General features: G+C 71.2%; 9 protein-coding genes. 8 read left to right on the forward strand and 1 reads right to left on the reverse strand.

The genetic code is table 11. The features are described from left to right. The first annotated feature begins 233 nt into the window (after positions 1-233). A complete protein-coding gene (locus ACFVBH_RS11270) occupies positions 234-824 on the forward strand; it encodes a hypothetical protein (RefSeq protein ID WP_379001245.1) in 591 nt (196 codons plus the stop codon). A 411-nt stretch (positions 825-1,235) separates the two neighbouring features. Here the strand turns inward: ACFVBH_RS11270 and ACFVBH_RS11275 are convergent, their stop codons facing one another. Beyond that, the gene (locus tag ACFVBH_RS11275; RefSeq protein ID WP_379001246.1) at positions 1,236-2,693 is read right to left on the reverse strand and encodes a DHA2 family efflux MFS transporter permease subunit; all 1,458 of its coding nucleotides are present in this window, start codon (positions 2,691-2,693) and stop codon (positions 1,236-1,238) included. A gap of 492 nt (positions 2,694-3,185) precedes the next feature. On the opposite strand from ACFVBH_RS11275, the gene ACFVBH_RS11280 reads away from it, so the two are divergent. From ACFVBH_RS11280 to ACFVBH_RS11310, 7 genes are all read left to right on the forward strand, one after another. Beyond that, positions 3,186-3,755, forward strand: coding sequence for an NADPH-dependent FMN reductase (locus ACFVBH_RS11280; RefSeq protein ID WP_379001247.1), 570 nt, complete (start codon positions 3,186-3,188; stop codon positions 3,753-3,755). 41 nt (positions 3,756-3,796) lie between these two features. Continuing rightward, on the forward strand, positions 3,797-6,871 hold the full coding sequence (locus ACFVBH_RS11285) for an AAA family ATPase (RefSeq protein WP_379001248.1): 3,075 nt from the start codon (positions 3,797-3,799) through the stop codon (positions 6,869-6,871). A gap of 87 nt (positions 6,872-6,958) precedes the next feature. Next, positions 6,959-9,262 (forward strand): FdhF/YdeP family oxidoreductase, encoded by a 2,304-nt coding sequence (locus tag ACFVBH_RS11290; RefSeq protein WP_379001249.1) that lies wholly within the window; start codon positions 6,959-6,961, stop codon positions 9,260-9,262. Then, a complete protein-coding gene (gene fdhD, locus ACFVBH_RS11295) occupies positions 9,259-10,080 on the forward strand; it encodes a formate dehydrogenase accessory sulfurtransferase FdhD (protein WP_379001250.1) in 822 nt (273 codons plus the stop codon). Before ACFVBH_RS11290 ends, fdhD begins: the two co-directional genes overlap by 4 nt. Positions 10,081-10,194: 114 nt before the next feature. Continuing rightward, on the forward strand, positions 10,195-10,569 hold the full coding sequence (locus ACFVBH_RS11300) for a nuclear transport factor 2 family protein (protein WP_354989928.1): 375 nt from the start codon (positions 10,195-10,197) through the stop codon (positions 10,567-10,569). A 79-nt stretch (positions 10,570-10,648) separates the two neighbouring features. Continuing rightward, complete coding sequence (locus ACFVBH_RS11305) at positions 10,649-11,212, forward strand: hypothetical protein (RefSeq protein WP_379001251.1); 564 nt, start codon at positions 10,649-10,651, stop codon at positions 11,210-11,212. 340 nt (positions 11,213-11,552) lie between these two features. Next, the gene (locus ACFVBH_RS11310) at positions 11,553-12,122 is read left to right on the forward strand and encodes a carboxymuconolactone decarboxylase family protein (RefSeq protein ID WP_379001252.1); all 570 of its coding nucleotides are present in this window, start codon (positions 11,553-11,555) and stop codon (positions 12,120-12,122) included. Positions 12,123-12,188 lie beyond the last annotated feature (66 nt).

Consider the following 12,188-nt stretch of genomic DNA (forward strand, 5'->3'; position numbering starts at 1 on the left):
TCGTCGCCGGGCACTCACCACTCGCCGGTTTCGTCGAACCGTCCGGACACGTCGTCGCGGGGCACTCACCGCTGCTCGGCTTGGCCGAACCATCCGGACACGTCGTCGCCGGGCACTCACCACTCGCCGGTTTCGTCGAACCGTCCGGACACGTCGTCGCGGGGCACTCACCGCCGCTCGGCTTGGCCGAACCATCCGGACACGTTGTAGCCGGGCACTTACCGCTCGCCGGTTTGACCGAACCATCGGGACACGTCGTCGCCGGGCACTCACCACTCGCCGGTTTCGTCGAACCATCGGGGCAGGTCGTCGCGGGGCACTCGCCGCCGCTCGGTTTCGTCGAACCATCCGGACACGTCGTGGCGGGGCACTTGCCGCTGCGCGGCTTGGCCGAACCGTCCGGACATGTGGTGGTGGGGCAGATTCCGCTGTCGGGTTGCAGCGAGCCGTCGGGGCAATACTTGGGCTCCGGTTTCGTGACCGGGCAGCCGGTGGCGGGCTTCACCGTGCCGTCGGCGCAGTACTCGACCGGTTTGCCGCAGCCACCGCTGTCGAAGCAGCGGTCGGTCCCACCGCCCTGGGTACCCCCACCGTCCTGTGTACCCCCACCGTCCTGTGTGCCGCCGCCGTCGTGGGTGCCGCCGCCGCATCCCGTTCCGCCGCAGTCCCCGCCCGCGACGCCGGGCGGTTCGGCCGGGGCGGGCTCGCTCGTATCGGTGACGGCCGGATCACGCTGGGCGAGCGGCATTTCGACGGGGAACGGCGACGATACGAGCAAGGGCGACCCGGCGAGCGTCGCGGGCAGCGCGGCGGCAGGAGCCTGATCGGAGGTCCCGAGACCGCCTGTCACGCCGATGACCAGTAGTGCGACCACGATGGCGAGGACTCGCCGTGCGTGGTTCGAAACGCGTGCGAGGCGTGCGGCTTTCACGTACCGGAAACCTGCTCCGGCGGGCGGACCGAAATATTCGCGTATGTCCATCCGGCGTAACCTCGCTGGTTCGATGGTAAGGCCCGAGAGCACGACCGCGGCGTCTTCTCACCCGGGCGTTACACACCGGTTCCCGAGCCCGAACAGCATGTGAACCCGGCAGCCGACCGCTCGAGTCCGTGCTCATGAATCGCGAAAGACCCGGTGCGCGTTCACACACCGGGCCCGGATCTCCGCCCCCAACTTCGGGGGACGGCGCGGTCATCTCCACTCGGCCCGCGATCCACGGACCGTCACGTCGCCGTCATCTCGCGGCGGCCTCCTCCGCTTCCCCCGCGGCGCGCCCGCGGGGCAGCAGCAGCGCCGGGAGCAACGCCAGCGTCAGGACCAGCACCGCCCAGCCGTAGGTGCTCCGGAAGGCGCCGGCCAGGGTTTCCTCGAGATCAGCGGGGTCGCCGGAAACCCTGTGCGCCAGCGTGTCCAGGCTCGCCCCGGGCACCTCGCGCACCAGCGCGTTGCTCAGCAGCACCGAGATCAGCGCCGCGCCGATCGAGGCCGCTATCTGCTGCACGATGCTGACGGCGGTGCTGGCGGCCGGGATCTGCGCGGACGGCAGCGACCTGGTGGCGGTGGTGATCGTAGGCATGATCGTCGCGCCGACGCCGATGCCCATGACCACCCCGGCCAGCGCGATCCGCCAGTATTCGGTGTCGGCATGGATCTGCGTGGTCATAGCCGCGAATCCGGTGGCGGCCACGGCGATTCCACCGAGCACGAGCCTGCGCGGCGGCATGCGATCCACCAGCCGCCCCGCGATCTGCATGGTGATCCCGGTCGCCAGCACCTGCGGGATCCCGAGGATCCCGGCCTCGGTCGCCCCCTGCCCGCGCACCACCTGCCAGTACAGCGGCCCGAGCATCATCGAACCGAAGTAGGCGGCGTTGAACAGCCCGAGGGTCAGCGCCGCGAAACGGAACGGCCCGTGCCGGAACAGGTTCAGATCGATGAGCGGTCGCGGCACCCGCCGCGAGCGGATCACGAACCCCGCGATGAGCGCGACGCCGGCCGCGGTGGGCAGCAGCGCCGAGAGCGCGGTGAAGTCGCCGTGCTCACCGCCGGTGGCCACGCCGTAGATGAGCGCGGCCAGACCCGGCGACAACAGCAGCAGCCCGGGCAGATCCAGCTTCGCGGCCGGTGCGGGCGGGTCGCCGGCCAGCACGCGCCGCGCTCCCAGGAGAGCGACCGCCGCCACCGGCAGATTGATCAGGAACAGCCAGCGCCAGCTCGCCTGATCGATCAGCCAGCCGCCCAGCACCGGTCCGGCCAGCGGCCCCACCAGCACCGGAATTCCCATGAGCGCCATGGTCCGCCCCATGCGCGCCGGGTCCGCGGCCCGCATCATGATCGTCATGCCGATCGGCATGATCATGCCCCCGCCCAGCCCCTGCACGATCCGGAACCCGATGAGCGAGGGCACGTTCCACGCCAGCCCGGTCAGCAGGGAGCCGAACGCGAACAGCGCGATCGCGCCCAGGTACAGCCGCTTGGCGCCGAATCTGCCGATGGCCCAGGCGGTTACCGGGATCACCGTGGCCAGCGCGAGGGTGTAGGCGGTCGCCACCCACGCGATCGTGGCCAGCGAGGTCTCGAACGTGGTCGCCAGATTGTTGAGCGCCACGTTGACGATGGTCATGTCCAGCACCGTCATGATCGAGGCGGTGATCACCACGGCGGCCGTCGCGGCCAGACTCGCGGTGCGCACGGCAGTCGTACCGGCCGAAGCAGCAGTACTTCCCGCCAACGCAGCGGTACTCCCCGCCGACACAGCAGTACTCCCCGCCGACACAGCGGTGGTCCCTGCCGACGCAGACGTACTTCCCGCCGACTCAGCAGTACTTCCCGCCGACGCAGCAGTACTTCCCGCCGATGCAGCGGTACTCCCTGTCGACGCAGACGTACTCCCCACCGGCGCGGCGGTGTCGATGGTCGCGGTATGTGCCCCGCCCGGGGCGGCTTGTGCCCGAGCCACTGGGCCGCGGGTCCGGAAGGTCGTCTTCATACCGAGAACGTTAGGAATCGCCGGGTCCGGGCCGCCTCTGTCGAATGACCGGGGTGTGCCGGGCCGGGCCGCCCAGGTATCGGCCCCCGCCCGAACCAGGTACATCGACAGAGGCGAGCGACCACCGGCCGCCCATAGCGTTCAGGACGTCACAGAGCGGCGATTCCAGCCGCCGCCGATCCCCCGGAGGTCATCATGTCCAGTACTCCCCTGCGCCTGGCCGTCATCATCGGCAGCACCCGCGAAGGCCGCTTCGGCCCCACGGCCGCGCACTGGTTCGCCGGTGAATCCACCGCGCACGGCGATTTCGAGGTCGACGTGATCGACCTGGCCGAGCAGCCCCTGGACGCGGTGCTGCGCAACAACCCCGATCCCGCCATGCAGCCGCTCACCGATCGGCTCGACGCGGCGGACGCGTTCGTCATCGTCACGCCCGAGTACAACCACAGCTACCCGGCCTCGCTCAAGGTCCTCATCGACTGGCACTACACCCAGTGGCAGGCCAAGCCGGTGGGTTTCGTGTCCTACGGCGGACTGGCCGGCGGTCTGCGCTCGGTCGAGCACCTGCGCCCGGTGTTCGCCGAACTGCACGCGGTGACGGTGCGCGACACCGTCAGCTTCCACGGCGCGTGGGAGCGCTTCGGCCCCGACGGCGCGGCCCTGGACCCGGCCGCCGCGGCCGCCGCGAAAACCATGCTCGACCAGATCGCCTGGTGGGGTGAGGCTTTGCGCGAGGCCCGCGCCCGGCGGCCCTACGGCGCGTGATGTGTCGCGGGTCACGTATCCGAATTCGATAGTGTCGCGGGGTGTTCTACGGCCGCGCTCCCGAGCTCTCCGTCCTGGCCGGTCAACTGGCCGGGGCGGAGCGCGGGCGCGCGGGCGTGACGGTGCTGCGCGGCGAGGCGGGCGTCGGGAAATCCGAACTGCTCGAACGCGCCACGGAACTGGCCGCCGGCTTCCACGTTTTGCGCGTCACCGGCACCGAGACCGAGTCCGAATTGGCCTTCGCCGGGCTGCACCTGCTGCTCGGCCGCGCCCGCGCCGGGCTGGACCGGCTCCCAGAAGCACAGGCGCAGGCGCTGCGCGCGGCCCTGGACTCGGGTGAATCGGTTGCACCGCAACGCTTCCTGGTCGGGGTCGCGACCCTCACCCTGCTCGCCGAACTGGCCGAGGACGCTCCCCTGCTGTGCCTGATCGACGACGCCCAGTGGCTGGATCGCGCCACCCTGCGAACCCTCGAGTTCGTGGCCCGCCGCCTCGACGCCGAACGCCTGCTGCTGGTGTTCGCCGTGCGCGACGACCTCCTCCCCGAACTCGGCGAATTGCCCGCCACCACACTGACTCTCACCGGCCTGGACCCCAACGCCGCGCTGGAGCTGCTCACCGCCGCGCACGGCACGCTGCCGCCCGCCGCCACCGAATGGCTGCTGCGCGAATCCCACGGCAACCCGCTCGCCCTGCGCGTGCTGCCGACCGTCCAGCGCGCCGAGAGCCGCTACGCCTCCCCGTTCCAGCACACCGCGCCCATCCCCACCCGCATCCAGCGCGCCTTCACCGACCGGATCGCCCAGCTCCCCGCCCCAACCCGCACCCTGCTGCTGGTGGCGGCGACCGACAGCTCCGGCGACACCGCCGTGATCCTGGCCGCCGCCCACCGCCTGAACACCGCCGCCGAACACCCGGCCCGCGCCCTCGACGCCGTGGCCGGCTCCGATGAACGATCGGCCCGCGCCCTCGGTGTCATGACCGACTCCGATGAGCGGCCGATCGACACCGCGGTACCCGTCGGCACGGCAGCACCCACCGAAGCGCACGGGCCGAGTCCGTGGCTGCCGACTCATCCGCCCGCCCCGGTGGCCTCCACCGAGACGGATACCCCCGCCGCCGAAGCGATTTCGCACGCGGCCGAGGGCTTCGCGCTCGCTACCGGAATGCAGCGCGCGACCGGCGCCACCGAGACGGATCCGGCGCGGGCCGAAGCGGACCAGAAACGAACCGAAGCAAATCCGGCACGAACCGAAGCGGATATGGCGCGGGCCGAAGCGGACCTCGCGCGGGCCGAAGCCGCCGGGCTGCTGCGGTTGCGCGACGGGCGAATCACCTTCGCGCATCCGCTGATCCGGGCCGCGGCGCTGGATTCGGCACAGCCCGCGCGGGTCCGCGAGGCCCATCGGGCGCTGGCGGCGGAGTTCGCCGGGCCCGGATGTGAGGACCGGTGGGCCTGGCACAGCGCGGCCGCGGCCACCGGGCCGGACGAGGCCGTGGCGCTCGCCCTGGAGGCGGCCGCCGAGCGGGCCGGGCGGCGGGGCGGGCTGAGCGAGGTCGCCGGCGCGGCCCGGCGCGCGGCCGAGCTGAGCCCGGACCCCCGCGCTCGCGGGCGGCGCCTGACCGTCGCGGCCGAGGCGCTGGTGGAGGCCGGACTGCTCACCGAGGCCGCCGCGACGGCCGACGAAGCCATGGCGCTGACCACCGATCCGGCCGCGCTCGGCGCACTCACGGCCCTGCGCGCGGAGATCGCGCTGGAGCAGGACGAGCCGCGCGAGGCCTACCGATCCTCCGGCGCCGCGGCCGGATTCGTGATCGACCGGGATCCGGCGCTGGCCGGTCACCTGCTGTTCCAGGCCGCCCGCGCGGCCTGGGGCGCGGGCGATCTGCCGGCCGTGACGCTGACGGCCGAGCGCGCCGAGGCGCTCGCGGTGCCCAACGCCGCCCGGGTGCGCGCGCTCGCCGATCTGGTCGCGGTCCTCAATCCGGGCGCGCAGCGCGCCGAAGGCATTGCCGCACTGCGCTTCCTGCTAGACACCGTCGATCCCGACCAGCTCGCCGAGCGGGTGCAGATGGCGCACTGGCACGTGCTGTTCGCCGACCCCGCGGCCGCCCGGGACATCGCCGCCGCCCTGGCCGCCGACTGCCGCCGGCGCGGCGCGATCGGGGTGCTGACGCACGCGCTGCGCTGGCAGGCCCGCACCGAACTGCTCCTGGGCCACCCCACCGCGGCCTGCACCGCCGCCAACGAGGGCCTGCGCCTGGCCCGGGAAACCGGTCAGCGGGCCATCGAGGTCTACCAGTCCGCGACCCTGGCCCTGCTCGCGGCGATCCGCGGCGACGAGCAGGCCTGTCACGAGTACGCCGCGGCCCCGCTCGCCCGCGACATCGCGCCCAGCAGCGTGCACGCGGCCGCGGCGCTGAGCCTGCTCGACCTGGGGCTGGGTCGTCCCGACGCGGCCGTGGACCGGCTCACCGCCCTGCTCGCGGGCGCGAACCGGCACGGCGCCATCGCCAGCATCCCCGACCTGGTCGAAGCCGCGCACCGCACGGACCGGCTCGAGCAGGCCCGCGCGCCGTACGCCTGGTACCGCGAATGGTCCGATCACATCGATCAGCCCTGGATACAGGCGATTTCGCTGCGCTGCGCCGCCCTGCTGGCGGCCGACGACGCGGCCGAACCGCATTTCACCGCGGCGCTGGCGGCCCATCGGCGGGACACCGAGTTCGCCTTCGATCGCGCCCGCACCGAACTGCTCTACGGCGAATGGCTGCGCCGCAGGCAGCGCCGCGCCGACGCCCGCGGCCCGCTGCGCACCGCCGCGGAGACCTTCCGCCACCTCGGGGCGCTGTCCTGGGCCGAGCGCGCGGAAACCGAACTCCGGGCCACCGGCGAAACCCGCGCCACCGAATCCGGCGGCGACCTGCTCACCCGCCTCACCCCGCAGGAGCTGCAGACCGCACAGCTGGCCGCGACCGGCCTGTCCAACAAGGACATTGCCGCACAGCTGTTCCTGAGCCCGCGCACCGTCGGCTATCACCTGTCCAACGCCTATCCGAAACTCGGGCTCACCTCCCGGCACGAACTCGCGGCCGTCTTCGCCGGACACACGTGATCTCGGCCGGGACCGCCCGGGCGGCCCGGCATACGATGCGTAGGACCTGACCGGTCCATCGCCGTGCCGCAGAGGAGAATGGTCGCCATGCATCGTGCCGCGCCGAAAAAGGACATCGATGAGGCCGCGCTGACCGTCACACCGCCGAAAACCGAGGCCGCGGGCTTCCCGGCGGTGGCGATCGCGCTCGAGCACGCGGTCGAGGAAATGGGCGTGGTGCGCACCGCGCGCACGCTGGCCAGGGTCAATCAGCGACACGGTTTCGACTGCCCCGGCTGTGCCTGGCCCGAGCCGACGGGCCGCCGCCGCCCCGCGGAGTTCTGCGAGAACGGGGCCAAGGCCGTCGCCGAGGAGGCGACGCTGCGCACCGTCACCCCGGAGTTCTTCGCCGCGCATTCGATCGCGGAGCTGTCCGGCAAGTCGGGCTACTGGCTCGGCCAGCAGGGCCGGCTCACGCATCCAATGGTGTTGCGCCCCGGCGACACCCACTATTCGCCGATCGCCTGGGACGAGGCGTACCGCATCGTCGCCGACGCGCTGAACGGCCTCGATTCCCCGGACGAGGCGGTGTTCTACACCTCGGGCCGCACGGCCAACGAGACCGCGTTCCTGTACCAGCTGCTGGTGCGCAGCTTCGGCACCAACAATCTGCCCGACTGCTCGAACATGTGCCACGAGTCCTCGGGCACCGCCCTGACCGCGTCGATCGGCATCGGCAAGGGCTCGGTCACCATCGACGACTTCAAGAAGGCCGACCTGATCATCGTGGCGGGCCAGAACCCCGGCACGAACCATCCGCGCATGCTCTCGGCGCTCGGCGAGGCGAAAGCCCACGGCGCCAAGGTGATCGCGGTCAATCCGCTGCCCGAGACCGGGCTGATCGGCTTCCGCGACCCGCAGACGGTCAAGGGACTGGCCGGCGGCATCACCATCGCCGACGACTTCCTGCAGATTCGCCTCGGCGGCGACATGGCGCTGTTCCAGGGCCTGGGCAAACTGCTGTTCGAGGCCGAGGACCGCGCCCCGGGCACGGTGGTCGACCGGGCCTTCGTCGACGCACACACCGCCGGCTACGCCGACTACGAAAAGCACATGCGCGCGGTCGATCTCGGCGTCGTCGAGCAGGCCACCGGCCTGAGCCGCGCCGACCTCGACCGCACCGCGGCATTGCTGGCCGAATCCAAGGCCGTCATCATCTGCTGGGCCATGGGCCTGACCCAGCAGGTGCACGGCGTCGCCACCATCGAGGAGGCCACCAACCTGCTCCTGCTGCGCGGCATGATCGGCAAGCCCGGCGCGGGCGTATGCCCGGTGCGCGGGCATTCCAACGTGCAGGGCGACCGCACCATGGGCATCTGGGAGAAGATGCCCGACGCCTTCCTGGACGCCCTGGACGCGCGCTTCGGCATCGAGAGCCCGCGCGAACACGGCTGGGACACCGTCAACGCGATCCGCGCCATGCGCGACGGGCGCGGCCGCGTCTTCTTCGGCATGGGCGGCAATTTCGTCTCCGCCACACCGGATACCGAGGTCACCGAGGCCGCGCTGCGCAATTGCGAACTCACCGTGCAGGTCTCGACCAAGCTCAATCGCAGCCACCTGGTGCACGGGCGAACCGCGCTCATCCTGCCCACCCTGGGCCGCACCGACGAGGACGTGCAGGCCGGTGGGCGACAGCAGGTTTCGGTCGAGGACTCGATGTCGATGGTGCACCTGTCCACCGGCCGCCTGACCCCGGTGAGCGCCGAGCTGCGCAGCGAGGTCGCCATCGTCTGCGAACTCGCCGGGGCGCTGTTCGGGCCGGACCACCCGGTGCCGTGGGCGCGGTTCCAGCGCGACTACGACACCATTCGCGACGCCATCGCCGCGGTGGTGCCCGGTTGCGCGGACTACAACGCGAAGGTGCGGGGCCGCAACGGATTCCAGCTGCCGCATCCGCCGCGCGACGCCCGCGAGTTCCGGACCGACACCGGCAAGGCCAATTTCGCGGCCAACGAACTGCACTGGCTGCCGGTGCCCGAGGGCAGGCTGATCCTGCAGACCCTGCGCAGCCACGACCAGTACAACACCACCATCTACGGCCTGGACGACCGCTACCGGGGCATCCACAACGGCCGCCGCGTGGTGCTCGTGCACCCGGAGGACATCGCCCGATTCGGTTTCGCCGAAGACGATCTCGTCGACGTGATCTCCGAATGGAGCGACGGCACCGAACGCCGCGTCGAGGGCTTCCGCCTGGTCGGTTATGCCACCCCGCGCGGCAACGCCGCCGCCTACTACCCCGAGACCAACCCGCTGGTCCCCCTCGACCATGTGGCCCGGCGCTCCAATACCCCTGTCTCCAAGGGCGTCACCGTCCGCCTCGAACGCCATACCCACAGGACATCGTGAGCCGAGTAACCGCCCGCCGCCGCACCCTGCGCATCTCCCCCACCGGAACCGTCGACCGCCCGGACACCCTGGCGGTCGAGGAACCCCTGGAGATCCGCACCGGCGGCCAGGCACTGACAGTCACCATGCGCACCCCCGGCGCGGACATCGACCTGATCCACGGGTTCCTGTTCAGCGAGGGCATCATCGAATCCGCGCGGGACATTCGGACCGCCCGCTACTGCGCGGGCACCGACGAGAACGGCCGGAACACGTACAACGTGCTGGACGTGCAGTTCAGCAACCCGCGCCCGGCAGCGGCGGTCAAGCCCCGCAATTTCCTCACCAACAGCGCCTGCGGGCTCTGCGGCAAGACCGCTCTCGACGAGGTCCGCACCCGCACCCGTTTTCCGCTGCCCGAGCACGGGCCGCTGGTCGACACCGCCACGCTGGCCTCGCTGCCCACCCAACTGCGTTCCGGCCAGGCGCTTTTCGACGCCACCGGCGGGCTGCACGGGGCGGCCCTGTTCACCGCCGACGGCACCCTGCTCGCGGTGCGCGAGGACATCGGCAGGCACAACGCGGTGGACAAGCTCATCGGCTGGGCGCTGCGCGAATCCCGCATCCCGGCCCACGATCTGCTGCTCATGGTGAGCGGGCGGGCCTCGTTCGAACTGGTCCAGAAAGCCGTCATGGCCGGCATACCGCTGCTGGGCGCGGTGTCGGCCCCGAGCTCGCTCGCGGTGGACCTGGCCGCCGAGGCCGGGCTCACCCTGGTCGGGTTCCTGCGCGGGGAATCGATGAACGTCTACGCGGGCGCACAGCGCGTCCGGCACTGAGATCCGCGCCGGTCACCGGGACCGTCCCGGAGAGTGAATCTCCCGGGCCGGATCGGGGCCCGCAGCTGCTACGCTCCGAAGTGGAACACGTTTCACTTTTACCCGGGAGAATCCATGGCGGCGCAGCCTCGCGATGTTATCGAGCAGTATGTGAAATTGGTGGCCGCGGGCGCCACCGATGAAATCGTGGCGCTCTACGCCGAGGACGCCACGGTCGAGGACCCGATCGGGACCCCGACCCGGGTCGGGCACGCCGCGATCCGCGAGCTGTACGCCGCGCTCGAGCACGCCCAGAACAAGGAAACCGAACTGCACGCGGTGAAGGTCAACGGCAATCACGCCTCGGCCTACTTCACCCTGGTGAGCTACTTCGGCGATCAGCGCATGACGCTGACCCCGATCGACATCATGGAGTTCGACGACGCGGGCAAGATCACCAAGATGCGGGCCTACTGGGGCCCGGAGGACATGGTCATGGAGAAGGTCTGACCGCCTGACCCTTGCTCCCGTCCGGCCGCCGAATTACCGTTGCACCACCTGGTGATTCGGCGGCGGAGGGGAAGAGTCGATGCGAATCTCGTTGCACGGCACGGGCGACGGACTACGGGTGCGCATGCGCCTGGACGTGAACCGCCGGCGCTGGCTCGCGGTGCAGATCATCCTCGGCGTGCTGCTGGCCGTGGCCCTGTTCACCGGACTCTGGGCCACGTTCGCACCGCACTCGTTCTACACGAGCTTCCCGGGCTTCGGCATGCGCTGGGTGCAGCCGGACGGGCCCTACAACCATCATCTGACCGGCGACGTCGGGGCGTTCTTCCTGGCGCTGGGCGCGGTCACCGCCGCGGCCCTGTGGTTCCTGGACAGCCTGCTGGCCCGGGTCGCGGGCCTGGCCTGGCTGGTCTTCGGCGTGCCGCACCTGATCTATCACGCCCTGCACAAACCCGAGGCCATGGGCGGGGTCAGCTTCACCCTGAGCCTGCTGAGCGTGCTGCTGCTGCCCGCACTCGGCGCGGCCCTGATCCTGGTGGCCCCGCGCGAGCGCACCCGGGTGCCCGAGCCCAACGATCTCACCTTCCGTTTCCCCCGGCGCGGCAAGTCCGCCCGCGGGCTGGGAAATCGCCCGCCGCGATGAATTCCGGGCCCGCGCGCCGTCGTAACAGGTGTGGTGAACACACCGAATTACGGGTAACGGAGTAAAGGTTCAACGGCGAACCCGGGGAGTCAACGAGGACTCCCGATCAGGGCGCGACCGGCCCCCGGCCGATCGTCACCGGCTCCCGATTGCGACATAGCCGAATAACGACGAGTTCGCGTTGCCCCGGCCGGCCGACCACGCACGGCCCGGCAGGGCCGGGACAGCGCACACTGCAGGTGAATCATCCTGTGACGCAGCGCATACCGCGCCCCCGTCACGTCTCGCGGGGCCGCCTCGTCCAAGGGGTAGCAGCATCCTCGGATTCGTAGGAGACCCCATGAGCGCCACCCGCCTCCCCGCCGTCGCCCCGCAGCAGGCCGGACCGCTGATCCGCCTCGCGTACCGGTACATGAAGCGGCGTTTCGGTGCGGTTCCCGAGCCCTTCGCCGTCACCGCCAACCATCCCCGCCTGTTCCTGGCCGCCTCGATGCACGAGGGCATGGTCGAACGCGCGTCGACCGTCCTGCCGCACAACGTGCGCGAGATCGCGGTCTTCTACGTGGCCCGCACGGTCGGGTGCTCCTGGTGCGTCGACTTCGGCACGATGCTCAGCCGCCTCTCCGGCCTCGACATCGACCGCCTCCGGCACATCGACGACTACGCCACCTCCCCCGCCTACAGCGCCGACGAACGCGCCGCCGTCGCCTACGCGGCGGCCATGACCGCCACCCCGCCGACCGTCACCGACGAGCAGGTCACCGACCTGAAGCGGCGCTTCGGCGCGGAGGGGCTCATGGAACTGACCTATCAGATCGGCCTGGAGAACTCCCGGGCCCGGAGTTACTTCGCGCTCGGCATCACCGATCAGGGCTTCAGCCAGGACGCCTGCCGGGTGCCCTGGGCCTGAGCCCGGGCGCGAAACCGGACCGGCGGTGATCGGCGCGATCATCGCCGGCCGGGCCGCTCACGGAGC

The organism is Nocardia sp. NPDC057668, assembly GCF_042799795.1.
GTDB lineage: Bacteria > Actinomycetota > Actinomycetes > Mycobacteriales > Mycobacteriaceae > Nocardia.